Source organism: uncultured Bacteroides sp. (assembly GCF_949298305.1).
GTDB lineage: Bacteria > Bacteroidota > Bacteroidia > Bacteroidales > Bacteroidaceae > Bacteroides.
The window spans coordinates 18889-42968 of sequence record NZ_CASFWU010000023.1 but is presented as its reverse complement, the minus strand read 5'-3'; the positions used below and the strand labels follow the sequence as shown (position 1 = coordinate 42968).

Here is a 24080-nt window from a genome sequence, read left to right as displayed (position 1 = left end):
GTGACGAGCTGGAACAAGGCGGCCTCCGTAAAGTTCCGTACCGATGTGGCTTCCATGTGCAAGCTGGGCTTCGACCTGGGGCTGAAGGAGCTGAGTGCCGACGAACTGCTCTACTGCCAGACGGCCGTGGCCAACTGGAAACGTCTGCAACCCGTCATCCTCGACGGCATACAGTACCGTCTGGTGTCGCCCTACGAAAGCAACCACATGGCGGTGAACTACGTGAGCACGGACTGCCGCAAGGCCGTACTCTTTGCCTACGATGTCTATCCGCGCTATCAGGAGAAACTGCTGCCCGTCCGCTTGCAGGGACTTGACCCGACGAAGCGTTACAAGGTAGAGGAAATCAACCTGATGCCCGGTACACAGTCCACACTGCCTGCCAACGGCAAAGTGCTTTCGGGCGATTATCTGATGAAGGTGGGACTCGACGCTTTCGGCTTCCGGCCGATGCAGAGTCGGGTGGTGGAACTGACGGAGGTAGAATGAATATTTATGAATTAAGGAGTTAAGAAGTGAAGAAGTTAAGAAGTTAAGCCAATTCCCTATACTTGTCTGTTGTCTTTAAAGCAGAACACAATAATCGTAAGTCAAAGTATTGGCTTAACTCCTTAACTTCTTCATTCCTTTATTCCTTCACTTCTCTAACTTCTTAAAAACAATGACCGCAAAACAACAAATGAAATACGGAAGGCTGATACCCGTCATGCTTTGCTTTTTCGCCATGGGCTTTGTTGACCTGGTGGGTATCGCTTCCAATTATGTGAAGGCCGACTTGGGGCTGACGGACTCGCAGGCCAATATTTTTCCGTCGCTTGTCTTCTTCTGGTTCCTCATCTTCTCCGTGCCGACGGGGATGCTGATGAACCGCATCGGGCGGAAGCGCACCGTGCTGCTCAGTTTGCTGGTGACCGCCGTGTCGCTGCTGCTGCCGCTCTTTGGCGACGGTTATGGGCTGATGCTCTGTTCCTTCTCGCTGCTGGGCATCGGTAATGCACTGATGCAGACTTCGCTCAACCCGCTGCTGAGCAACATCATCACGGGCGACCGCCTGGCCAGTTCGCTCACCTTCGGACAGTTTGTCAAGGCCATCGCTTCGTTTCTGGCTCCTTACATCGCCATGTGGGGCGCTACGCAGGCCATGCCTACTTTCGGACTGGGCTGGCGTGTGCTGTTCCCCGTCTACATGGTAGTGGCCGTCATTGCCATCCTGTGGCTGTCGTCTACACCCATCGAGGAAGAGAAACCCGACCAGGCATCGGGCTTTGCCGACTGCCTGCGCCTGCTGGGCCGTCCGTTCATCCTGCTGTGCTTCCTGGGCATTGTCTGCCACGTGGGCATCGACGTGGGCACCAACACCACGGCTCCCAAACTGCTGATGGAACGTGTGGGGCTGACGCTCGAAGAGGCGGGATTTGCCACGAGCCTTTACTTCATCTTCCGTACGGCGGGCTGCCTGCTGGGTACGTTCATCCTGCAACACCTGTCTGCACGCTGCTTCCTGGGCATCAGTGTAGCTTGCATGCTGGTGGCAATGGCAGGACTGCTGGTGTCCGACGCCCACTACGTCATCTACGCCTGCATCGCCCTCATCGGCTTCGGCAACTCGAATGTGTTCCCCATTATCTTCGCGCAGGCGCTGACAACGGTGCCCGAGAAGAAGAACGAGGTTTCGGGTCTGATGATTATGGGCCTCTTCGGCGGCACGGTGTTCCCGCTGCTGATGGGTGTGGCCAGCGATGCAGTAGGCCAGAGTGGTGCCGTGGCCGTGATGACGGTCGGCGTGCTCTATCTGATAGGCTATACGCTGAAAATTAAACAAGTGAACAAGTAAACGAGTTAACGAGTTAATGAGTGGACAAGTGAACAAGTTAACGAGTTAACGAGTAGACAAGTAGACGAGTGGACAAGTAAACGAGACCACGAGGCAGTCCTTGTGGCCTGATGCCTTGTCAACTCGTCCACTAATAAAAACAAGGCCGCCCTTGTAGTCTGTAGCCTTGTCTACTTGTCAACTAACTAATTCTCTTGTCAACTCGTCAACTATTAAAAACCAACAACCATGAATAATCAACCAATTGTAGTCGGAATGGGCGAAGCACTGTGGGACGTGCTGCCCGAAGGGAAAAAACTGGGCGGGGCGCCCGCCAACTTTGCCTACCACGTGTCGCAGTTCGGCCTGAACAGCCGTGTGGTGAGTGCCGTGGGACAGGACAAACTGGGCACGGAGATACTGGACAGCTTCCGCCAGAAGCAGCTTTACGGCATGGTGGAAATCGTGCCCTACCCCACGGGAACCGTCCAGGTGGAACTGGACGCCGAGGGCGTGCCTTGCTATGACATCAAGGAAGGGGTGGCCTGGGACAACATTCCCTACACGCAGGCCCTCGAAGGGCTGGCCCGACAGACGCGCGCCGTCTGCTTCGGCTCGCTGGCCCAGCGCAGCATCGTGTCGCGTCAGACCATCCACCGTTTTCTCGACGCCATGCCCGCCGATGCCGACACGCTGAAAATATTCGACATCAACCTGCGCCAGAGCTTCTATACGAAAGAAATCCTGTGCGAATCGTTCCGTCGCTGCAACATCCTGAAGATTAACGACGAGGAACTGGTTACCGTGAGCCGCATGTTCGGCTATCCCGGCATCGACCTGCAGGACAAGTGCTGGATTCTGCTGGCCAAGTACGACCTGAAGATGCTCATCCTGACCTGCGGCGTCAACGGCAGCTACGTCTTCACGCCCGGTCACATCTCGTTTGTAGAGACACCGAAGGTGCAGGTTGCCGACACCGTGGGGGCCGGCGACTCGTTTACCGCCTCCTTCGTGGCCGCCACGCTCAAGGGGCTTTCCGTGGCCGATGCCCATCGGCTGGCCGTCGACACATCGGCCTACGTCTGCACGCAGCAGGGCGCCATGCCCGTACTGCCCGAGTCGCTGACCAGCCGCCTGGCCTGACCTCCGGCACTGCTTATCCTCCGTTTACAGGAAGCTTGCACGGCTCGCGAACGACACAAGCACGGTCCGCGAGCCGTGCTTGCATGGAGCAAACGTAATGCAAGCGTCGTATAAAGGGGGGAAAGCAGTAATCATTCTGCTACCTAATTTCAGTTTTTCAATCCATTGAAAACACTGAATTAACGGAGAAGGTACATTCGTTTCAATCTGTGAAAATCTCCGTTTCTTGTCTGTGTCATCTGTGGTTCTACAAAGGATGCGGCAACCTGCCATATCCGGACAAACAAATCCCTACCCTTTCCTGCTTCTTCCCCAGAATCGTTAATTATGAAGAATATGTGAGACGACTTGGCATAAAAAAACGGGCAGGCTTGTTTTTTTCTGCGCCCGTCTTTTTTTATCTTTGTCCATCCTAACCAATAACGAAGAACCATGAAACGCTCTTTTGGCCTTGTGCTCGGCGCTCTGTGCGCCCTCAGCCTGCTGTTCAATGCCTGTAGTGGCGAGAAGGCACGCTATGTCATCGGCGTGTCGCAATGCAGCGACGACGCCTGGCGCACACAGATGAACAAGGAAATACGCCGCGAGGCTCTGTTCTATCCCGGTGTGGAGGTGGACATCCGCTCGGCAGGCGACGACAACGCGCGGCAGATAGCGGACATCGAACGCTTTATCCGCGAGGGAGTGGACCTGATTGTCGTGGCTCCCAACGAGGCCGAAGCCATTGCGCCCGTGGTTGAGAAGGCTTATGCCAAGGGCATTCCCGTGGTGCTGGTGGACCGCCGCATCAATTCAGACCACTATACCGCCTACGTAGGAGCCGATAACTATGAGATGGGACGGCAGATAGGCCACTACATAGCCGCCCGCCTGCACGGCAAAGGAAAAATTGTGGAACTGACGGGCCTGCGGGGGTCTACACCTGCGGCCGACCGCCATCGGGGGATGATGGACGTGCTGTCGCTCGTACCCGGCATACAGGTGGTGGCCAGTGCCGATGCAGGCTGGTTCAGACAGTCGGCCGAGCAGGCTTTCGACTCCATCCTGGCCTGCCAACCGCAGATTGACCTGGTGTTTGCCCACAACGATCCCATGGCGGCAGGCGCCCACGAGGCAGCCGTGCGCCGCGGTCGTGAGCGGGAGATGCTGTTTGTGGGAGTGGATGCACTGCCCGGCAAGGGGCTGGGCGTCGAGTTGGTGGCCGACGGTACGCTGGACGGCACCTTCATTTATCCTACGGGCGGCGACCACGTGGTACAGGTAGCCATGAACATTCTGGAAGGGCGCAACTATCCGCACGAGACGTTGCTGTCCACTGCCCCCGTCAACCGGCAGAACGCCCATGTGATGCAGATGCAGACGGCACACATTGCCACGCTGGACGGAAAGATTGAGAAGCTGAACAGCCAGCTCGACGCCTTCCTGCTGCGCTACTCGGCCCAGCGCATGTTCCTCTACGCCTGCATCGTCATTCTGGTGCTGGTGGCGGCGCTGCTGGTCTTCGTGGTGCGTGCCTTCTGGACCAAGAACCGCCTGAACACGGAACTGTCCAGACAGAAGAAACAGTTGGAAGAACAGCGCGACCAGCTCATCACCCTGTCGCGGCGGCTGGAGGAGGCCACCCATGCCAAGCTGGCCTTCTTCACCAACGTTTCCCACGACTTCCGCACTCCGCTTACCCTCATTGCCGACCCCGTAGACCAGCTGCAGCAGAGCACCAATCTGGACGAACACCAGCGCTTCCTGCTGAACATAATCCACAAGAATGTCACCGTACTGCTGCGCCTGGTGAACCAGATACTGGACTTCCGCAAGTTCGAGAACGGCAAGCTCCAGCTCCGCCTGAGCCGTTTCGACCTTCGCGCCTCGCTCATGGAGTGGACCGATGCCTTCCGCACCCTGTCCTTCCGCAAGCACATCCACTTCCGCATCGAGGCGGACGTGGCCGGCGACTATACCGTGACGGCCGATGCCGAGAAGATGGAGCGCATTGTCTACAACCTTCTCTCCAATGCCTTCAAGTTTACGCCCGAGAACGGCAGTGTCAGCGTGAACCTGGCCCTTGCCGGCTGCGGAGACGACCGCCGTGTCTGCCTGCAGGTGACCGATACGGGTGTGGGAATGCCTGCCGAGCATGTGCAGCACATTTTTGAGAGCTTCTATCAGATAGACGTACACCACGCCGGTTCGGGCATCGGTCTGGCACTGGTGAAGGCTTTTGTGGAGATGCACCACGGCACCATCCGTGTAGATACAGCCGAAGGCAAAGGCACGCGCTTCACCATCGAGATGCCTGCACAGCAGAGCGGCGTCTTGGAACCGGAAACGGTTCGCACGGTCGTGCCGCCCAGTCTGAAGGAAGGAGCCGTGCTGGCTGCCGACCAGGAAACCGTGCAGACGGCAGTCAGCGACACGCCGCCCGAAGACAAGGAAACCATCCTGGTGATAGACGACAACCAGGACATCCGTGACTACGTGCGCTCCGTCTTGCAGGAAAGATACAACGTCATTGAAGCAGCCAACGGGCAGGAAGGCGTGCAGCAGGCCATGAAGTACGTGCCCGATGCCATCATCTGCGACGTGATGATGCCTGTGATGGACGGCATGGAGTGCTGCCGCCGTTTGAAGTCGGAGTTGCAGACATCCCACATTCCCGTGATGATGCTCACGGCCTATGCTGTGGACGAGCAGAAGATAAAGGGGTACGAGTGTGGGGCGGACTCGTACATCTCCAAGCCATTCAGCGCGCAGCTGCTCACTGTGCGCCTGCGCAATCTCATCGAGAACCGCCGGCGTTTGCAGCATTTCTTTGCCGACGGCAGCAATGCCCCGTTACAGAAGTCGCCTGTTACAGACGTGGACAAGGGCTTCATGGAGAAACTGCACCGCCTGATAGACGACCGCCTGTCCGACCCCAACCTCAGCGTGGAAGACCTGGGAGGAGAGATTGGCCTGAGCCGCGTGCAGCTGTACCGTAAGACGAAGGCCCTGTGCGGCTATTCGCCCAACGAACTGCTGCGCATCGCCCGCCTCAAGCGGGCCGCCTCGTTGTTGGCCTCCACCGACAAGACAGTGGCCGAAATCACCTACGAAGTGGGCTTCAGCTCTCCCTCCTACTTCACCAAATGCTACAAGGAGTACTTTGGAGAAAATCCTACGGACTTTCTGAAGCGGAAGGATGGAGGTAGTTAGAAACGAATCTCATTTTCTCGGTCCTTTCAGTTCCCTTTATTCGTTAAATCCCTTATCTTTGCGGGAGTAGTAAAACGTTGATTTATGAAGTATCCCATTGGAATACAGAGTTCCGACCGCATCGTCGAGGACGGTTATGTTTATGTGGACAAGACGGAATTACTCTATCGGCTGACCCACGAGAGCAGCATCTGCTTTCTGAGCCGCCCGCGCCGCTTCGGCAAGAGCCTGCTGGTGTCCACCCTGAAGAACTGCTTCGATGGCCGCAAGGATTTGTTCCGCGGGATGGCCATCGAGCGGCTGGAGACGGAGAGGAATGCTTATCCCGTGTTCCATGTGGACTTCAACAGAACCAATGATACCAATCCCGGCGAATTGGAGAAGAAAATCAACTTCCATGTATCCGAGTGGGAGAAGCGGTACGAACTGCCTTGCCGCGAAAACGAGTTGGGTTACGGCGACCGCTTTGTAGAGGTGCCGCGTTCTCGTCAGAGACGGGCACCATCAGCGACTGGAGGGTAGAATAAACGTTTGTCAATCCATATTATTGAATGAGAAATAACGGCTGTATGACTAACTGGGTGCGTGTAATGGCTGCTTGTGTATGGGGCCTCCTCCTTTCTGCGGGGGTGGCGGCGCAGGACAAGGCCGACTCCCTGCGGATGGCGCTGGTGCAGGCCCATCTGGCCTGGGGCGATGTGGAGAAGAATCTGTCGGCCTTCGGAGAGCGGGTGGACCGCTGTACGGACTGCGACGTGATTGTCTTCCCCGAACTGTTTGTTTCCGGCTGCGAGATGAAGAAGAAACCCGCTGCCGTTGCCGTAGCTTCGAAAGACGAGGTGGCCGCCTCTTATGCCGCTGTCAGGGCCGCCATGCTGGAGTGGGCCGCACGGACGGGCGCGCTGGTGATAGGCTCCACCGTCTATCAGGAAGAAGGAAAATACTACAACCGCCTGCTGGCCGCTTACCCCGACGGTACCTGCCTGCACTACGACAAGCACAACTGCTTCAAGAAGGGCAGTTTTTCGGCGGGCAAGGAACGGCTGGTGCTCCATTGGAAGGGATGGCGGCTGGCCACGTTCATCTGCTACGACCTGCGTTTCTCCGACTGGAGCCGCAACGACGGCACGTACGACATGGCGCTGTACATAGCCAACTGGCCCGAAACACGGCGCGATGACTGGAACCGGCTGCTGAAGGAGCGGGCGGTGGAGAACCGGGCCTGGGTGGCGGCGGTGAACTGTGCGGGCACCGACCCGACGGGACTGGTCTACCGGGGCGAAAGCTGCCTGCTGACGCCCACCGGCGACGTGGCTGCCCGAAGCCGCGACTATGCGGACGAGATTGTCAGGGCGACGGCGCGCGATGAATAATCCGTCGGTCGCTTCCCCTGCGGCATACCGAAAAACAGAAGACCACAGACATCCTTTGGGGACTGAGTCCCGCTGAAGGAAGTCTGTGGCCTTCTGTTTATGTATGCCCGGCAGAGGGCTTAGAGGGCGTTCTCCTTAATGAGCCATTCGGCAATCTGTACGGCGTTCAGGGCGGCTCCCTTCTTGATTTGGTCGCCTACAATCCAGAATGCCAGTCCGCAGTCGTTGGTCAGGTCCTTGCGGATGCGGCCCACGTAGACGGGGTCCTTCCCGGCCAGGAAGAGCGGCATGGGATATTCCTTTTCGGCAGGATTGTCCATCAGCACCAGTCCCTCGCCCTTGCTGAAGGCTTCGCGGGCCTCTTCCACGGAGATGGGGCGCTCGGTCTCCACCCAGATGCTCTCGGAGTGGGAGCGGAGGGCGGGCACGCGTACGCAGGTGGCGCTCACCTTGACGTCGGAGTGCATGATTTTGCGCGTCTCGTTGTACATTTTCATCTCTTCCTTCGTATAGCCGTTGTCGGTGAACACGTCAATCTGCGGGATGAGGTTGAAGGCCAGCTGGTAGGCGAACTTCTCCACGGTGACGGGCTCTCCGGCCAGCACCTGGCGATATTGCGTGTACAGCTCGTCCATAGCGGCGGCTCCGGCACCGCTGGCAGCCTGGTAGGTGGACACGTGTACCGTCTTGATGTGCGACAGTTGTTCAATGGCCTTCAGCGCAACGACCATCTGGATGGTAGTGCAATTGGGGTTGGCTATGATGCCGCGCGGACGGTCCTTGGCGTCAGCGGGATTGACTTCGGGCACCACGAGGGGCACGTCGGCATCCATGCGGAAGGCACTGGAGTTATCTATCATTACGGCGCCATACTTGGTGATGGTCTCGGCGAATTCTTTGGAGGTGCCTGCTCCGGCGGAAGTGAAAGCTATGTCCACACCTTTAAAGTCATCGTTGTGTTGCAAGAGTTTGACCTCGATCTGTTTACCGCGGAAGGTGTATTTCGTGCCTGCACTGCGTTTCGAACCGAACAACACTAACTCGTCCAACGGAAAATTTCTCTCATCGAGCACTCGCAGGAACTCCTGTCCCACGGCTCCGCTTGCTCCAACAATTGCTACTTTCATTTTCTTTCTTTGTTTTTTTATGTAATTTGTAGAATGTCAATTCAAGCCGCAAATTTACAACATTTTATGTTTTCTCTGCTACTCGAGGCTACGTTTTTTGTGTTTTTCGTTGCAGAAAGGCCTTGCCTTGTTCTGCCGGGTGTGCGCAAATATTGGCAGGGCCGTGGTGGCACCTGCCGAGTTTTTTCTTATTTTTGCACCTGAAACCCCTAAACGAGCAGCTTATGGATTGGCTTGACTTTACTCTGAACCTTCCCATTACGGATCCTACATGGATATTCCTCCTTGTACTCCTCATCATCTTGTTTGCCCCGATGCTGCTCAACAAGCTGCGCATTCCGCACATCATCGGCATGATTCTGGCGGGACTGGTCATCGGCGAGCACGGGTTCAACATCCTGGCTCGCGACAGCAGCTTCGAACTGTTCGGCAAGGTAGGCCTGTACTACATCATGTTCCTGGCCGGGCTCGAAATGAACATGGGCGACCTGAAACAGAACAAGGGCAAGGCCCTGGTGCTGGGCGTGCTGGCCTTTGTGGTGCCCATCGTGATAGGCTTTGTGGCCAACGTCTCGCTGCTGAAGTACGGCGTGCTGACGTCGGTGCTGCTGGCCAGCATGTATGCCTCGCACACACTGGTGGCTTACCCCATTGTCATCCGTTACGGCGTGTCGCGCCATCGCAGCGTGGTCATAGCCGTAGGCGGTACGGCGGTGACGGACACGCTGACGCTGCTCGTCCTGGCCGTAGTGGGCGGCTTGTTCAAAGGCGAGTCGGGCGGGCTGTTCTGGCTGTGGCTGGTGGTGAAGGTCATCTTCCTGGGCTCGCTCATCATCTGGTCCTTCCCGCGCATCGGGCGCTGGTTCTTCCGCCGCTACGACGACAACGTGATGCAGTTCATCTTCGTCCTCGCCCTGGTCTTTCTGGGTGCGGGTCTGATGGAGTTCGTGGGCATGGAGGGCATCCTGGGCGCCTTCCTGGCGGGTCTGGTGCTGAACCGCCTGATACCGCATGTATCTCCATTGATGAACCACCTGGAGTTTGTGGGCAACGCGCTGTTCATCCCCTACTTCCTGATAGGGGTGGGGATGCTGATTGACATCCACGTCATCTTCGGCCACGGCGACGCGTTGAAGGTGGCGGGCGTGATGATTGTAATGGCCCTGCTGGGCAAATGGATTGCCTGCTGGCTGACGCAGAAGATATACGGCATGTCCGCGCTGGAACGGCAGTCCATGTACGGACTGAGCACGGCACAGGCGGCGGCCACGCTGGCAGCGGTGCTGGTGGGTTACGGCATCATCCTGCCCAATGGTGAACGCTTGCTGAACGAGGACGTGCTGAATGGCACCGTACTGCTCATCCTGGTGACGTGCGTGGTCAGCTCGTTCATCACCGAGCGTGCTGCCCGCAAGATAGCCATGGATGAGGCGCACTTGGAGGAAGACCGTTCTCGCGAGCCTGAGAAGATATTGATTTCTGTGGCCAATCCCGACACAATAGAAGACCTGATGAACCTCTCGCTGGTGATACGCGACCCGAAGATGAAGGACAACCTGATAGCCCTCAATGTGGTGAACGACAGCAACAACTCGGGTAACTCCGAAGCGCGCGGGAAACGCTACCTGGAGAAGGCGGCCATGATTACGGCCTCGGCCGACGTCAACCTGAAGCAAATCAGCCGCTACGACCTGAACATTGCCGCAGGCATCATCCATACGGCCAAGGAGCACGGCGTGACGGACGTCATCATCGGTCTGCACCGCAAGGCCACCATCGTCGATTCCTTCTTCGGTATGCTCACCGAAAACCTGCTGAAGGGACTTCACCGCGAAGTCATGGTGTCCAAGTTCCTCATCCCCATCAACACCCTGCGCCGCATCATCGTGGCCGTTCCTCCCAAGGCGGAGTACGAAGCCGGTTTCCAGAAGTGGGTGGAGCACTTCTGCCGCATGGGCACCACGCTGGGATGCCGCGTGCATTTCTTTGCCAACGAGGAAACCACACCGCGCCTGCAAGCGTTAATAGGAAAGAAGTATGGGCAGACTATGACCGATTTCACCCTGCTGGACGACTGGGGCGATTTGCTCCTGCTGACAGGACAGGTCAACTACGACCACCTGCTGGTTATCATCAGTGCGCGTCCGGGCTCCATTTCCTATGACAGCTCGTTCGAGAAACTGCCTGCCCAGTTGGGCCGTTACTTTGCCAACAACAGCCTGATTGTGCTCTATCCCGACCAGTTGGGCGAGCCGCAGGATGCCATGTCCTTCTCCAACCCGCGTGGCAACAACGAGGCGCAGCACTACGAGAAGGTGGGCAAATGGTTCTACAAGTGGTTCAAGAAGAATGGTTGATATACCTTATTATATATATAACAGCTGACCGATGGAAGACTGGAAACAACGTACCCGCATCCTGCTGGGTGAAGAGAAGATGAATCGCCTGGCCCGTGCCCATGTGCTGGTGGTTGGGCTGGGCGGCGTGGGCGCCTATGCCGCCGAGATGATTTGCCGCGCCGGAGTGGGGCGTCTGACGCTGGTCGATGCCGATACCGTGCAGCCCACCAACATCAACCGCCAGCTGCCCGCGCTGCACTCCACCGTGGGGCAGCCGAAAGCCGAAGTGCTGGCCGCCCGCTTCCGCGACATCAACCCCGAGGTGCAGCTCAACGTGCTGCCCGTCTTCCTGAAGGACGAGAACATCCCCGCGCTGCTCGACGCCGACCGCTACGACTTCGTGGTCGATGCCATCGACACCCTCTCGCCCAAGTGTCACCTCATAGCCGAGGCACTGAGACGACGCATTAAGATTGTGTCCAGTATGGGGGCGGGAGCCAAGAGCGACATCACGCAGATACGGTTTGCCGACATTTGGGACACCTACCATTGCGGGCTGAGCAAGGCTGTGCGCAAGCGGCTCCAGAAGATGGGCATCCGCCACAAACTGCCCGTCGTGTTCAGTACCGAGCAGGCTGACCCGAACGCCGTCCTCCTGACTGATGACGAGCAGAACAAAAAGTCCACCTGCGGCACGGTGAGCTACATGCCCGCCGTTTTCGGCTGCTACCTGGCGGAGTATGTCATCAGACGATTGTAAAACGAATATAACTGTAGTGAAAGAAGAATATGATTCAGTTGGAAGGCATCACCAAGAGTTTCGGTTCCCTGCAAGTGCTCAGGGGCATCGACATGCAGATAGAGAAAGGCGAAGTGGTGAGCATCGTTGGACCCAGCGGTGCCGGAAAAACCACCTTGCTACAGATTATGGGTACGCTGGACGCACCCGATACGGGCATGGTCCGCATAGACGGCACGGAAGTGAACCGCCTGAAGGAACGCGAGCTCTCCGCCTTCCGCAACCGCCGCATCGGCTTCGTCTTCCAGTTTCACCAGCTGCTGCCCGAGTTCACCGCGCTGGAGAACGTCATGATTCCCGCCTTCATTGCCGGCAGCGGCCAGCAGGAGGCCAAGTCTGCCGCCCTCGACATGCTGAATCTGATGGGTCTTGCCGACCGCGCCTCGCACAAGCCCAGCGAACTGTCCGGCGGCGAGAAGCAGCGAGTGGCCGTAGCCCGCGCCCTCATCAACCGCCCGGCCGTAGTGCTGGCCGACGAGCCTTCGGGCAGCCTCGACACCCATAACAAGGACGAACTTCACCAACTCTTCTTCGACCTGCGCGACCGCCTGGGGCAGACGTTTGTCATCGTGACCCACGACGAGAGCCTGGCCCGCATCACCGACCGCACCATTCATCTGAAGGACGGCGCTGTGGTTGATGCCGGTTTATGCGGACAGAAAGAGGAATGCGGGGGCTGAAGGATGGTGTAAGGAACCTGACAGATGATAAGGGCAGAAAAGAAAAATAGAGATTGAGCCAAGGCTTAATCTCTATTTTTTTGAAGCGGAAAGAGTGGGATTCAAACCCACGGAACAGCATAAGCCGTTCGCCGGATTTCGAGTCCGGTCCATTCGATCACTCTGGCATCTTTCCTTTTGACGTGGCAAAAGTAATACCTTTTTCTGAATGATGGCATTGCGAGGACCTATTTTTTTTGTTTTTTCCGTCATATTTGTTTTTGTCCGATTCCTTTTCCTTGTTTTCCGAACATTTTTGAGTCATTGTTGTTTCTCGTTAGAAGAATTTGTATATATTTGTCTCGACAATTTAAACATATTAGAATTATGAAAAAGATTTTAAGTGTATTCGTATTGGCCGTATGCTGTCTGGCTATGGCTATGCCGGCTCAAGCTCAGCTTATCAAGTTCGGTGTAAAAGGTGGTTTGAATATGTCAAAGCTGGATGTGAAGAACGTCGGCACAAGTGACAATACAACCGGTTTCTTTATCGGTCCTATGGCGGAAATCACTATTCCTGTGTTGGGCTTGGGAGTGGATGGAGCATTGATGTACTCCCAGCGCGGTGAGGATGACTGGAAACAGCAGGGCATTGAGATACCTGTCAATCTGAAATATACCATCGGGTTGGGCAGTTTGCTGGGTGTTTACGTGGCAGCCGGTCCTGATTTCTTCTTCAATTTCAAGGATATTGATTGGGAGAATGTAAAAACCAATAAGACACAGGTCGGTTTGAACCTGGGTGTCGGTGTGAAGTTAATCAAGCATCTGCAGGTTGGTGTGAACTACCAGATTCCGCTGGGTGACAGTTTCTCATTGAAGAATGCAACTGATGCTATTGTAGATGAAATTGGTGGTAACGGAAAGACCAAGACTTGGCAAATTTCTGCCGCTTACATCTTCTAAAGCTAAAGCGCATACAAGGATTATGTGTTGACAATATGACGAAGGCACTGCCGATTCTTATCGGCAGTGCCTTTTTTCTTTCAGGCCGCTTCCAGACCCTGGCATGCACCGTTTGTATGGGTGTCCGGGTGTTCCTTTGTGGTGCAGGTAAGGAATATTCCTTTCAGAAACAGGTTGTTTCTTCCGGATTTATCCTTATTTTTGCCATGTCTGTCAAGGGGTAGTTTGCTTTCTCTCCATGCAACACTGAAGCATGCTGCTCTTTGTTTCAGGCAGGCTTCCGGGTGATGGGTGTCATGAGCCCGGCTATTTATGAAAAACAACGTTTATAGTGTTGCAAATTTAAGGGGAAAATGAAAAAGCTATTTTTGGTTACTTTATTGTTGGGAAGCTCGATGGGAATCCTGTCGGCACAAACTCCTGTTTACCTGGATGATGCCCAACCTATTGAAAAACGAGTGGAAGATGCTCTCAACCGGATGACACTGGAAGAGAAAGTGGCCCTTTGCCATGCGCAAAGCAAGTTTAGCAGTGCAGGCGTTCCCCGGTTGGGCATTCCGGAACTGTGGATGAGCGACGGACCTCACGGCGTTCGTGCCGAAATCAACTGGAATGACTGGGGCTATGCCAACTGGACGAACGACAGCATTACTGCCTTTCCGGCACTGACCTGCCTGGCGGCTACGTGGAATCCCGAAATGGCTGCAAAATACGGTAAGGCTATCGGTGAAGAAGCCCGGTATCGAAAGAAAGACGTTCTGCTGGGGCCCGGTGTCAATATTTACCGCACGCCGCTGAACGGACGCAACTTCGAGTACATGGGCGAGGACCCTTACCTGTCCAGTGTGATGTGTGTGCCCTACATCCAGGAACTGCAGAAGAATGGCGTGGCGGCCTGCGTGAAACATTATGCCCTGAACAATCAGGAACAGTGGCGCGACCACATTGATGTGAATCTTAGCGACCGTGCCCTCTACGAAATCTATCTCCCGGCTTTCAAGGCTGCGGTGCAGCAGGGCGGAGCGTGGAGCATTATGGGGGCCTACAACAAGATACGGGGCCAGCACGCCTGCCATAACGAACTTACTCTGAATAAGATATTGAAAGAAGACTGGAAGTTTGACGGTTGCGTGATAACAGACTGGGGCGGTGCGCACGACACCTACGAGGCCGCTGTCAACGGGATGGACATTGAAATGGGCTCTTATACCAACGGCCTGACTTCGGAGAGCCAGTTTACCTACGACGACTATTACCTGGCACGCCCTTATTTGCAGATGCTGAAGGAGGGTAAGGTGCCTATGAGCACGATTGATGACAAAGCCTCGCGTATCCTCCGGCTTATTTTCCGTACGGCCATGAACCGGCAGAAGCCTTACGGCTCTCTTTGTACGGTCGAACACTATGCCACGGCCCGCGAGATAGGCGATGAGGGCATCGTACTGCTGAAGAACCGGCCTCTGTCCCGGAAAGGTGAGCCCTTGCTGCCGATTGCCGCAGACCGTTACCGGCAGATTCTGGTTGTGGGCGACAATGCCGTCCGAGTGTTGACGCAGGGCGGAGGTTCTTCCGAACTGAAGGCAAAGGAAACGGTGACGCCGCTGGACGGCCTGCGCGCCCTGTATGGCAACAAGGTACGATATGCCCGCGGCTATGCCGCCGATGCTCCCATGTACGGCCAGGCAGGCAAGATTCCGCAGCAGGTGGCGGACTCGCTTCGTGACGAGGCGGTAGAGATGGCCAAACAGGCCGGACTGGTGATTCTGGTGGGCGGATTGAACAAGAATTATTTGCAGGACTGCGAGGGGGGCGACCGTGTGGACTACGGCTTGCCTTACGGACAGGACGAACTGATTGAGGCTTTGTTGGAGGTGAACCCGAATCTGGTATTGGTATTGCTCAGCGGCAATGCCGTGGAGATGCCGTGGGTAGAGAGGGTGCCTGCCATTGTACAGGGCTGGTATCTCGGTTCCATGGGCGGGCAGTCGTTGGCCGATGTCTTGGGCGGTACGGTCAACCCCAGCGGCAAGCTGCCTTTCTCCTTCCCGGTCAGGCTGACGGACTGCGGTGCACACGCTTTCGATGCACTGAGCTATCCGGGCGACGGCGTCCGTCAGGAGTATAAGGAAGACATACTGGTGGGGTATCGCTGGTACGACACACGGAAAATTCCGGCTCTGTTTCCTTTCGGACACGGACTGAGCTATACCACCTTTGCCTATGGCAAGCCTGTGGCCTCGGCCAGGACGATGGCTGCCGACGGCTCGCTGACGATAACCGTTCCCGTAAAGAACGAAGGCAACATGGCCGGCAAGGAAGTCGTGCAGCTCTATATCGGCGACGAGGAATGCAGCGTGCTGCGCCCGCTGAAGGAACTGAAGCACTTTGCAAAGGTTGCACTCGCTCCGGGGGAAGAACAGACCGTAACCTTTACCGTTACTCCTGACGATTTGAAGTTCTACGATGAAGCCGCCAAGGCCTGGGTGGCCGAGCCGGGCAAGTTCAAGGTCTATATAGGCGCCTCGTCTACGGACATCAGGGGAACAGTCCGGTTTGAATTGAAATGAGCCCGGCTGCCCGGTTCGCAAGCCGCCGGCTTTCAGTCCGCGCCTGCGGGAGTCGGGCCGTATAGGCGAACAGCGCTGCCGGTTTTCATTGGCGGCGCTGTTTTTTTGTCGTATCTTTGCGCGTATCATGGATAAGTTTGCAGATGTCATATTGCCGTTGCCCCTTCACGGGACTTTCACCTACGCCCTGCCTGCCGCCCTGGCCGGAGACGTTCAGGAAGGGTGCCGTGTAGTAGTGCCCTTCGGCAAGAAGAAGTTTTATACGGGCATTGTGAAGTGCATACACCACACTGCCCCCACGGAGTACACGGTAAAGGAGGTGCTGTGTGTGCTGGATGCGCAGCCTGTCCTCCTTCCCACACAGTTCAGACTCTGGGAGTGGCTGGCCGACTATTACCTCTGTACGCAGGGCGACGTCTACAAGGCCGCCCTGCCGTCGGGCCTGAAGCTGGAGAGCGAGACGATGGTGGAATACAATCCCGATTTCGAGGCCGATGCCCCGCTGACGGGGCGCGAGCAGAAAGTGCTGGACCTGCTTGTGGCGGAACCCGAACAGAGCGTAACGAAGCTGGAGAAGGACAGTGGCTTGCCCAACATCCTGCCCGTCATCAAGTCGCTGCTGGAGAAGGAAGCCCTCTTTGTCAAGGAAGAACTGAAGCGCACCTACCGTCCCAAGACCGAGACCCGTGTACGCCTGACGCCCGATGCCCGCAACGAACACCGCCTGCACATCTTCTTCGACGAACTGCAGCGCCGCGCTCCCAAGCAGCTGGACCTGCTGATGAAGTACATCGAACTGTCGGGCTGTCTGGGTGCCCGTGAGGTGAAGGAAGTAAGCAAGCAGGAACTGCTGAGGCGGGCTTCGGCCACCCCGGCCGTATTCAACGCGCTGGTGCAGCGCGGCGTGTTCGAGGTGTACCGGCAGGAGGTGGGCCGCCTGGTGCAGAGTGCCGCCGGGTGCGAACCGCTCAACCCGCTGAATGTCCACCAGGAACGGGCTTTCCGGGAAATCCGGCAGGCCTTCTGCACGAAGAACGTCTGTCTGCTCCACGGCGTCACTGCCAGCGGCAAGACCGAAATCTACATCCATCTCATTGACGAAGCCTTGCGGCAGGGAAAGCAGGTCCTCTATCTGCTGCCCGAAATTGCCCTGACCACCCAGATAACCGAACGCCTGAAAAGGGTCTTCGGACGGCGGCTGGGCATCTACCACTCCAAGTTCCCCGATGCGGAGCGGGTGGAAATCTGGCAGAAACAACTGACGGACAACGGCTATGACATCATTCTGGGCGTACGGTCGTCCATCTTCCTGCCTTTCCACAACCTGGGGCTGGTCATTGTGGACGAAGAGCACGAGAATACCTACAAGCAGCAGGACCCCGCTCCACGCTACCACGCCCGCAACGCCGCCATCGTACTGGCTTCGATGTACGGGGCCAAGACCCTGCTGGGCACGGCCACGCCCTCGGTGGAGACGTGGTACAACGCCACCACGGGCAAATACGGCCTGGTGGAACTGAAGGAACGCTACAAAGAGATACAGCTGCCCGAAATCATTCCGGTAGACATCAAGGAACTGCACCGCACGAAGCGCATGAACGGGCCTTTTTCGCCCTTGCTGCTGCAACACGTGCGCGAGGCGCTGGGGCGGAAGGAGCAGGTCATCCTCTTCCAGAACCGCCGCGGCTTTGCGCCCATGATAGAGTGCCACACCTGCGGATGGGTGCCCAAGTGCAAGAACTGCGACGTCAGCCTTACCTATCACAAGGGGCTGAACCAGCTCACCTGCCACTACTGCGGCTACACCCAGCCCGTGCCGCGCCGCTGTCCGGCCTGCGAGGGAACCGACCTGCGCAACCGCGGTTTCGGCACCGAGAAGATAGAGGACGACGTGAAGGCCATCTTCCCCGAAGCCCGCGTGGCCCGCATGGACCTGGACACCACCCGCACCCGGGCCGCCTACGAGCGCATCATTGCCGACTTTGAACGGGGCGGGACGGACATCCTGATAGGCACGCAGATGGTGTCCAAGGGGCTGGACTTTGACCACGTCAGCGTGGTGGGCATCCTCAACGCCGACACCATGCTCAACTATCCCGACTTCCGAGCCTACGAGCGTGCCTTCCAGCTGATGGCCCAGGTGGCGGGGCGTGCGGGACGGAAGAACAAGCGCGGCTGCGTGGTGCTGCAGACCAAGAGCATGGACCACCCCATCATTGCGCAGGTCATGGCCAACGACTACGAGGGCATGGTGGACGGCCAGCTGGCCGAGCGGCAGATGTTCCGCTATCCGCCCTTCTACCGCCTGGTGTACGTCTACCTGAAGAACCGGAACGAGACCCTGCTCGACCTGATGGCGCAGACCATGGCCGCCAAGCTGCGAGCCGTCTTCGGCAACCGGGTGCTGGGCCCCGACAAACCTCCCGTGGCCCGCATCCAGACGCTGTTCATCCGCAAGATAGTGCTGAAGATTGAGATGAATGCCTCCATGGCCCGAGCCCGCCAGCTGCTCGTCAGGGTGCAGCAGGAAATGGTGGCCGAAGACCGCTTCAAGTCGCTCATCGTCTATTACGATGTCGACCCGATGTAAGGAAAAATTTTCTCCGTATAAGATGCTTGTACGCTCTGCGGAAGATGCAGGCACGGTCCGCGGACCGTGCTTGCATTCTGCAGACACCGTGCCTGCATGGTCCGAAGACCATGCAGGCGGCTTCCGTACAGGGGGCCGGATTTCTCTTTCCGCTGTCCCAAATCTGTTTTCCCGACTATAAGTCTCGCTCCTTTATACAACCGCAGCGCGCTGATTGCCAGCCGCTTGCTTTGACGCGTCCCGCTCCGCGGTGGAGGAAGGCCTGTTTCGGGCGAATTTTGAATATCAGCCCAAGTTTGCTATCTTTGCACTCCTACGGCTCAGTCCGGTGTAAATAATAATTGCAATGCGAAAACCAATATGAAAGAACAACCGAAACAGAAAATCCTGTTTGTCTGTCTGGGCAACATCTGCCGTTCGTCCTCGGCCGAGGGGGTGATGAGGCATCTGGTGGAGGAAGCCGGAGTGGCGGACAGGTTCGTGATAGACTCGGCGGGCATCTTGAGCTATCACCAGGGCGAACTGCCCGACCCGCGGATGCGTGCCCACGCCATCAGGCGCGGTTATGACCTGACGCACCGTTCGCGTCCCGTCAGAACCGGCGATTTTTACGACTTCGACCTGATTGTCGGCATGGACGACCGCAACATAGAAGACCTGAAGGAACGGGCCCCCTCGGTGGAGGCGGAGCGAAAAATCTGCCGCATGACGGACTTCTGCACGCGCTACACGCAGGCCGACCACGTGCCCGACCCCTACTACGGCGGTGCCGAAGGCTTTGAGTATGTGCTCGACCTGCTGGAGGATGCCTGCGTGGGCCTGCTGCGGAAGCTGATGGCTGAGGAATAAAGGAAGGGGGGGAGTGCGTTCCGCCCGGCCGGACGGCAGGGGCTTGGGGCAGGAGTGTCCGGGCCGGCTGGCGGATATGAAGGACACGGACGATACGGGCAGTTGCAGAAACCGGCAGCTGAAACCTGTGTCGTCCGTGTCCTTTATGGGCCGTTCCCGTTTGCCGGTACGGTCTTTAATGAATCATGTGCGTGTCTTCGTAGTACCGCTTCCGGTCGTTGAGGCTGCAGGTGGCGTCTACGCCTGCGTCTTGCAGGCGGCTGCAGATTTCCTTCAGCTTGGTGCGCGGCACGCGGCCGATGTAGAACAGGCGGTAGCGGTACTGGTTGTCCACCAGCTCCATGACGTGTGTGAAGTTCTGCTCGCGGGCAAAGTCGAAGTTCACCTTCAGCAGCTCGAAGTAGGGATAGCGCAGGGTGCGGCCCGCACTGTGCACCACCAGCTCGTCCTTGTCCAGCGAGAGGAAGCAGAAGCGCGTCTGGAGCATGCTGACGAAGACCAGGCTCAGCCCGAAGCTGACGATTGCCGCTGCGATGGACCATCCGGTAGAGACGCTGACAAGGTGGTAGCCCAGGGTCAGGAAGGCCAGGAAGAGGACGAAGAAGTAGAGCATGTAGAGCGAGGGACGCTTGTAGACGGAGGCGGGTATCTCTGTCCCGTTCTTTTTCTGCTGCGGGTGGTGGTTTTCAAAGGGAATGTCGTGGGCCAGCAGGTAGCGCAGCAGGGAGGTGGGGTGCTTGAGGGCAGGCGGCATCAGCAGCCGGTCCTTGCCGTCGGCGAGGTGGAGCACCAGGATGCCGGGGCCGTAGACCATCCTGTCCCGCTTGCCGTCCGTCTGGCGGTAGCGCTTCATGAAGCTGAAGCTTTCGATGTCCTTCCGTGCGATGTGGTACCGGTTCAGCACTTTTTCCGCTTTCATCCGTTCTTTTTCTGTGATTTTCATGGCTGGTATGTGTATTTATTGTTTCTTGAGTTCGGGATAGCTGATGCGTGTGTGATACATGGTCTTCAGCTTTTCTTTGAACACGCATTTCACCGTGGCGATGTCCTTGAAGGTGATGGGGCACTCCTTGAAGTAGCCTTCCTCCACCTGCGAGTCGATGATTTTGTCCACCAGGTTGCTGATGCTCTCTTCCGTATATTCGGGCAGGCTGCGCGAGGCGGCTTCCACCGAGTCGGCCATCATCAGGATGGCCTGTTCCTTGGTGAACGGGTTGGGGCCGGGGTAGGTGAAAAGTTCTTCGTTAACTTCCTCGCCGGGGTGCTCGTTCTTCCACGAGATGTAGAAGTATTTGGTCTTGCCTTTGCCGTGGTGGGTGGTGATGAAGTCCTTGATGACCTTGGGCAGGTTGTGCTTTTCGGCCAGTTTCAGGCCGTCCGTCACGTGGCTGATGACCACCTGCGCGCTCTGCTCGTAGCTCAGGTTCTTGTGCGGGTTGACGCCTCCCGTCTGGTTCTCGGTGAAGAACACGGGGTTCTCCATCTTGCCGATGTCATGGTAGAGGGCGCCGGTACGCACCAGCTGGCTCTTGCCCTCGATGCGGTTGGCCGCCTCGGCCGCCAGGTTGGCCACCTGCATGGAGTGCTGGAAGGTGCCGGGCACGGTCTCGGACATGCGCCGCAGCAGGCTGTTGTTGATGTTGGACAGCTCCACCAGCGTGACGTTGGAGGTGAATCCGAAAGTCTTCTCGACGAGGAAGAGCAGAGGATAGGTGAAGAGCAGCAGGATGCCGTTGATGATGAAATAGGTGTACATGCTGCCGTTCAGTTTGGAAAGGTCGTTCTCCGTAATCAGCTCGAAGGCAAAATAGACCACCGCATAGGTGATGATGACCAGAATGGCCGACTTGAAGAGTTGCGACCGTTGCGACAGCTCGCGCAGGCTGAAGATGGCCACCAGGCCGGCGGTAAGCTGCAGCAGGATGAACTCGTGCGGATAGCGCAGGCAGATGGAGCAGATGAGGATGGTGACGGTGTGGGTGAGGAACGCCGTGCGTGAGTCCAGAAAGACGCGGATAATCATGGGCAGCATGGCGTAGGGCAGGATGTAGACGGTAAACACGTTGTTGGCCACCATGAGGGCTGTCACCACGCAGTAGGACATGATGAGGGCGAAGAGCAGGGAGAGGCTCCCCTTGCGGCTGTAGTAGTCCTTGCGGAAGAGGTCCAGATAGAGCATGAAGCAGAGCATGAAGATGCTGACGTAGAGCACTTGTCCGCCCAGCATCAGGCGCTTCTGTCCCACCGATTCGCTGCGTTGGATGGATTCCTTGCGCAGGCTTTCCAGGATGTTGTAGGTGGTTTGGTTCACGATTTCGCCGCGGTCAATGATTTTCTGTCCGCTGAGTACGATGCCGTTGGCCCAGGAGTAGTTGTCGAGAATTTCTTTACGTGCGGTTTCGGTGCGCTGCTGGTCGTAGGCAAGGTTGGGGGACAGGTATTCGTTGAGCGAGCACAGGCGCAGGACGCTCCGGCGGTAGTGGGCTGTGTCGGCATTCATCAGGTAGGCGTAGGCCGTTTTGACGGAGAACAGGTCTTGCAGGTTCCGCTGGCTGGCAGTCTTGTCTTCAACCAGCATGACGGCGGCTGTGCTGTCCTGGTGCAGTTTGTCCATGTCTTCGGTAGAGAGGATGCCGGCCTCGTAGATTTCGGAAAGCTTTTTCTCAATGTATCGGAGATAGTCGGCTGTGGGCAGTATGTTTTTCAGGCGGCTCTGGTAGTCGGATTTCAGCCTGTTGAGGGCGTTGCTTTCCACGGCCTTGTCCAGCAGGTAGTAGGGCTGGAAGTTGGCGAATATGCTGTCCTGCTCCCGCTTCACTACGTCTTCGTCCTTATAGATGGGAAAATCGAAGGTGGCCATGAGCTGGCCGTATTTCCAGGGCTTGTCGATGTCAAACTGATAGTTGAACTTGCCGTCACGTGGAAGAAAGTAGACGATGGCCGCGACAGTACCGATAAAAATCAGCGCTTTGTATAACAAATCTCTATACTTGGCTCCCTGTTTCCTTTTGAAATAACTCATATTGGTTGAATTTTTTGCGAAAAGTACAAAAAAAAACGATAGTGTGGAAAAAAAGGGTTAATTTTGCCATCTAATTTAGTTATAAATAAGGCAGATTATGGCAGAAAGAAGAGTCAGAGTCCGTTTTGCTCCCAGCCCTACGGGAGCATTGCACATCGGCGGCGTACGTACCGCTTTGTACAATTACCTCTTTGCGCGCCAGCATGGAGGCGACCTCATTTTCCGTATTGAAGATACCGACAGCAACCGTTTTGTACCGGGTGCGGAAGAATATATATTGGAGTCATTCAAATGGCTGGGCATTCCTTTCGACGAAGGCGTCAGCTTCGGTGGCGAACACGGTCCTTACCGCCAGTCCGAACGGAGGGACATCTACAAGAAGTACGTCAAGGTGCTGCTGGATGCCGGCAAGGCGTACATCGCTTTTGATACCCCCGAGGAACTGGAAGCCAAACGCGCCGAGGTGGCCAACTTCCAGTACGACGCTTCCACCCGTCTGCAGATGCGCAATTCGCTGACCCTCTCCAAGGAGGAAGTGGACGCGCTCATTGCCGACGGCAAGCAGTATGTGGTGCGCTTCAAGATTGAACCGAATGAGGACGTGCATGTGAACGACCTTATCCGTGGCGAAGTGGTCATCAATTCGTCCATTCTGGACGATAAGGTGCTCTACAAGTCGGCCGATGAATTGCCTACCTATCACCTGGCCAACATTGTAGACGACCACCTGATGGAAGTCTCCCACGTCATCCGTGGCGAGGAGTGGCTGCCATCGGCTCCGCTGCATGTGCTGCTCTACCGCGCTTTCGGCTGGGAAGACACCATGCCCCAGTTCGCCCACTTGCCTCTGCTGCTGAAACCCGAAGGCAACGGCAAGCTGAGCAAGCGTGACGGCGACCGCCTGGGATTCCCCGTGTTCCCCCTGGAGTGGCACGACCCCAAGACGGGCGAAGTGTCTTCGGGCTACCGCGAGGCGGGTTATCTGCCCGAAGCCGTCATCAACTTCCTCGCCCTGCTGGGATGGAACCCCGGCAACGACCAGGAGCTGATGACCATGGACGAACTGGTGAAGCTGTTCGACCTGAGCCATTGCAGCAAGTCGGGCGCCAAGTTCGATTATAAGAAAGGTATTTGGTTCAACCACGAGTATATCCTGCAGAAGCCCGATGCTGAAATCGCAGAATTGTTCAAGCCCGTACTGGAGGCTAACGGCGTGGACGCGGCACAGTATGGCGACGAGTTCCTGACACGTGTGGTTTCGCTGGTAAAAGGACGCGTCAACTTTGTGAAGGAACTGTGGGACCAGACCCGTTTCTTCTTCAAGGCTCCCGAAACCTACGCCGAGAAGGATGTGAAGAAGCGCTGGTCGGAAGATACCCCCCGCATCATGGACGAACTGGTGGCAGTGCTCGAGGGCATAGCCGACTTCAGTTCGAAGCCTTCCGAAGATATCGTCATCGGTTGGATTACCGGGAAGGGCTACCACATGGGCAACGTGATGAATGCCTTCCGTCTGGCCGTGGTGGGCGAGTGCAAGGGCCCGCACATGTTCGACATTACCGAACTGCTGGGCAAGGAGGAGACCATCCGCCGTATCCGTCGTGCTGTGGAGGTGCTGAAATAAAAAGAGGGTAACCAAAT

General features: G+C 56.8%; 18 protein-coding genes and 1 tRNA gene. 15 read left to right on the top strand and 4 right to left on the bottom strand.

Going from position 1 to position 24080, the window contains the following annotated elements:
• From Q1Y74_RS04860 to Q1Y74_RS04835, 6 genes are all read left to right on the top strand, one after another.
• On the top strand, positions 1-489 hold a 489-nt coding region (locus Q1Y74_RS04860; protein ID WP_300812604.1), incomplete at its 5' end, for a GH36 C-terminal domain-containing protein.
• Between the two features lie 172 nt (positions 490-661).
• The gene (locus tag Q1Y74_RS04855; RefSeq protein ID WP_300812603.1) at positions 662-1834 is read left to right on the top strand and encodes an MFS transporter; all 1173 of its coding nucleotides are present in this window, start codon (positions 662-664) and stop codon (positions 1832-1834) included.
• A gap of 228 nt (positions 1835-2062) precedes the next feature.
• Positions 2063-2956 carry a carbohydrate kinase gene (locus tag Q1Y74_RS04850; RefSeq protein ID WP_300812602.1) on the top strand — a complete coding sequence of 298 codons (894 nt, stop codon included), beginning with the start codon at positions 2063-2065 and terminating at the stop codon, positions 2954-2956.
• A gap of 432 nt (positions 2957-3388) precedes the next feature.
• Positions 3389-6148, top strand: a complete 2760-nt coding sequence (locus tag Q1Y74_RS04845; RefSeq protein ID WP_300812601.1) for a substrate-binding domain-containing protein — start codon at positions 3389-3391, stop codon at positions 6146-6148.
• 84 nt (positions 6149-6232) lie between these two features.
• Positions 6233-6670, top strand: coding sequence for an AAA family ATPase (locus Q1Y74_RS04840; protein WP_366914080.1), 438 nt, complete (start codon positions 6233-6235; stop codon positions 6668-6670).
• A 47-nt stretch (positions 6671-6717) separates the two neighbouring features.
• A complete protein-coding gene (locus tag Q1Y74_RS04835) occupies positions 6718-7521 on the top strand; it encodes a nitrilase-related carbon-nitrogen hydrolase (RefSeq protein ID WP_300812600.1) in 804 nt (267 codons plus the stop codon).
• Positions 7522-7640: 119 nt separating this feature from the next.
• On the opposite strand, the gene Q1Y74_RS04830 is transcribed toward Q1Y74_RS04835, so the two are convergent.
• The gene (locus tag Q1Y74_RS04830) at positions 7641-8648 is read right to left on the bottom strand and encodes an aspartate-semialdehyde dehydrogenase (protein WP_300812599.1); all 1008 of its coding nucleotides are present in this window, start codon (positions 8646-8648) and stop codon (positions 7641-7643) included.
• A gap of 224 nt (positions 8649-8872) precedes the next feature.
• Between Q1Y74_RS04830 and Q1Y74_RS04825 the strand changes: the two genes are divergently transcribed.
• From Q1Y74_RS04825 to Q1Y74_RS04815, 3 genes are read left to right on the top strand one after another with little or no spacing between them, the layout of a single operon-like run.
• A complete protein-coding gene (locus Q1Y74_RS04825; protein WP_300812598.1) occupies positions 8873-11005 on the top strand; it encodes a cation:proton antiporter in 2133 nt (710 codons plus the stop codon).
• A 31-nt stretch (positions 11006-11036) separates the two neighbouring features.
• On the top strand, positions 11037-11747 hold the full coding sequence (locus tag Q1Y74_RS04820; RefSeq protein ID WP_300812597.1) for a tRNA threonylcarbamoyladenosine dehydratase: 711 nt from the start codon (positions 11037-11039) through the stop codon (positions 11745-11747).
• A gap of 29 nt (positions 11748-11776) precedes the next feature.
• Positions 11777-12466, top strand: a complete 690-nt coding sequence (locus tag Q1Y74_RS04815; protein ID WP_300812596.1) for an ABC transporter ATP-binding protein — start codon at positions 11777-11779, stop codon at positions 12464-12466.
• A gap of 86 nt (positions 12467-12552) precedes the next feature.
• Here Q1Y74_RS04815 and Q1Y74_RS04810 read toward each other — a convergent pair.
• A tRNA-Ser gene (locus tag Q1Y74_RS04810) sits at positions 12553-12641 on the bottom strand.
• Between the two features lie 191 nt (positions 12642-12832).
• On the opposite strand from Q1Y74_RS04810, the gene Q1Y74_RS04805 reads away from it, so the two are divergent.
• The 5 genes from Q1Y74_RS04805 (at position 12833) to Q1Y74_RS04785 (ending at position 19417) form a co-directional block, all read left to right on the top strand.
• Positions 12833-13411 (top strand): porin family protein, encoded by a 579-nt coding sequence (locus Q1Y74_RS04805; RefSeq protein ID WP_300812595.1) that lies wholly within the window; start codon positions 12833-12835, stop codon positions 13409-13411.
• 35 nt (positions 13412-13446) lie between these two features.
• Positions 13447-13635: a hypothetical protein gene (locus Q1Y74_RS04800; protein ID WP_300812594.1), complete on the top strand. Its 189-nt coding sequence runs from the start codon at positions 13447-13449 to the stop codon at positions 13633-13635.
• Between the two features lie 129 nt (positions 13636-13764).
• The gene (locus tag Q1Y74_RS04795; RefSeq protein WP_300812593.1) at positions 13765-15978 is read left to right on the top strand and encodes a glycoside hydrolase family 3 C-terminal domain-containing protein; all 2214 of its coding nucleotides are present in this window, start codon (positions 13765-13767) and stop codon (positions 15976-15978) included.
• 127 nt (positions 15979-16105) lie between these two features.
• Positions 16106-18568, top strand: coding sequence for a primosomal protein N' (priA, locus tag Q1Y74_RS04790; protein ID WP_300812592.1), 2463 nt, complete (start codon positions 16106-16108; stop codon positions 18566-18568).
• Positions 18569-18928: 360 nt separating this feature from the next.
• Positions 18929-19417, top strand: coding sequence for a low molecular weight protein-tyrosine-phosphatase (locus Q1Y74_RS04785; protein ID WP_300812591.1), 489 nt, complete (start codon positions 18929-18931; stop codon positions 19415-19417).
• Between the two features lie 175 nt (positions 19418-19592).
• On the opposite strand, the gene Q1Y74_RS04780 is transcribed toward Q1Y74_RS04785, so the two are convergent.
• Both Q1Y74_RS04780 and Q1Y74_RS04775 read right to left on the bottom strand, forming a co-directional pair.
• Entirely contained in the window at positions 19593-20360 is a 768-nt protein-coding gene (locus Q1Y74_RS04780; RefSeq protein ID WP_300812590.1) for a hypothetical protein, read from the bottom strand.
• 15 nt (positions 20361-20375) lie between these two features.
• Entirely contained in the window at positions 20376-22439 is a 2064-nt protein-coding gene (locus Q1Y74_RS04775; protein WP_300812589.1) for an HDIG domain-containing metalloprotein, read from the bottom strand.
• Positions 22440-22536: 97 nt separating this feature from the next.
• Between Q1Y74_RS04775 and gltX the strand changes: the two genes are divergently transcribed.
• Positions 22537-24063, top strand: coding sequence for a glutamate--tRNA ligase (gene gltX, locus Q1Y74_RS04770; RefSeq protein ID WP_300812588.1), 1527 nt, complete (start codon positions 22537-22539; stop codon positions 24061-24063).
• Positions 24064-24080 lie beyond the last annotated feature (17 nt).

Coding starts and splice junctions, on each gene's coding strand:
- Q1Y74_RS04805 (WP_300812595.1), top strand. CDS start 12,833: ATGAAAAAGATTTTAAGTGTATTCGTATTGGCCGTATGCTGTCTGGCT.
- Q1Y74_RS04830 (WP_300812599.1), bottom strand. CDS start 8,648: ATGAAAGTAGCAATTGTTGGAGCAAGCGGAGCCGTGGGACAGGAGTTC.
- Q1Y74_RS04795 (WP_300812593.1), top strand. CDS start 13,765: ATGAAAAAGCTATTTTTGGTTACTTTATTGTTGGGAAGCTCGATGGGA.
- Q1Y74_RS04780 (WP_300812590.1), bottom strand. CDS start 20,360: ATGAAAATCACAGAAAAAGAACGGATGAAAGCGGAAAAAGTGCTGAAC.
- Q1Y74_RS04820 (WP_300812597.1), top strand. CDS start 11,037: ATGGAAGACTGGAAACAACGTACCCGCATCCTGCTGGGTGAAGAGAAG.
- Q1Y74_RS04775 (WP_300812589.1), bottom strand. CDS start 22,439: ATGAGTTATTTCAAAAGGAAACAGGGAGCCAAGTATAGAGATTTGTTA.
- Q1Y74_RS04825 (WP_300812598.1), top strand. CDS start 8,873: ATGGATTGGCTTGACTTTACTCTGAACCTTCCCATTACGGATCCTACA.
- Q1Y74_RS04815 (WP_300812596.1), top strand. CDS start 11,777: ATGATTCAGTTGGAAGGCATCACCAAGAGTTTCGGTTCCCTGCAAGTG.
- Q1Y74_RS04850 (WP_300812602.1), top strand. CDS start 2,063: ATGAATAATCAACCAATTGTAGTCGGAATGGGCGAAGCACTGTGGGAC.
- Q1Y74_RS04800 (WP_300812594.1), top strand. CDS start 13,447: ATGACGAAGGCACTGCCGATTCTTATCGGCAGTGCCTTTTTTCTTTCA.
- gltX (WP_300812588.1), top strand. CDS start 22,537: ATGGCAGAAAGAAGAGTCAGAGTCCGTTTTGCTCCCAGCCCTACGGGA.
- Q1Y74_RS04785 (WP_300812591.1), top strand. CDS start 18,929: ATGAAAGAACAACCGAAACAGAAAATCCTGTTTGTCTGTCTGGGCAAC.
- Q1Y74_RS04845 (WP_300812601.1), top strand. CDS start 3,389: ATGAAACGCTCTTTTGGCCTTGTGCTCGGCGCTCTGTGCGCCCTCAGC.
- priA (WP_300812592.1), top strand. CDS start 16,106: ATGGATAAGTTTGCAGATGTCATATTGCCGTTGCCCCTTCACGGGACT.
- Q1Y74_RS04855 (WP_300812603.1), top strand. CDS start 662: ATGACCGCAAAACAACAAATGAAATACGGAAGGCTGATACCCGTCATG.
- Q1Y74_RS04835 (WP_300812600.1), top strand. CDS start 6,718: ATGACTAACTGGGTGCGTGTAATGGCTGCTTGTGTATGGGGCCTCCTC.
- Q1Y74_RS04840 (WP_366914080.1), top strand. CDS start 6,233: ATGAAGTATCCCATTGGAATACAGAGTTCCGACCGCATCGTCGAGGAC.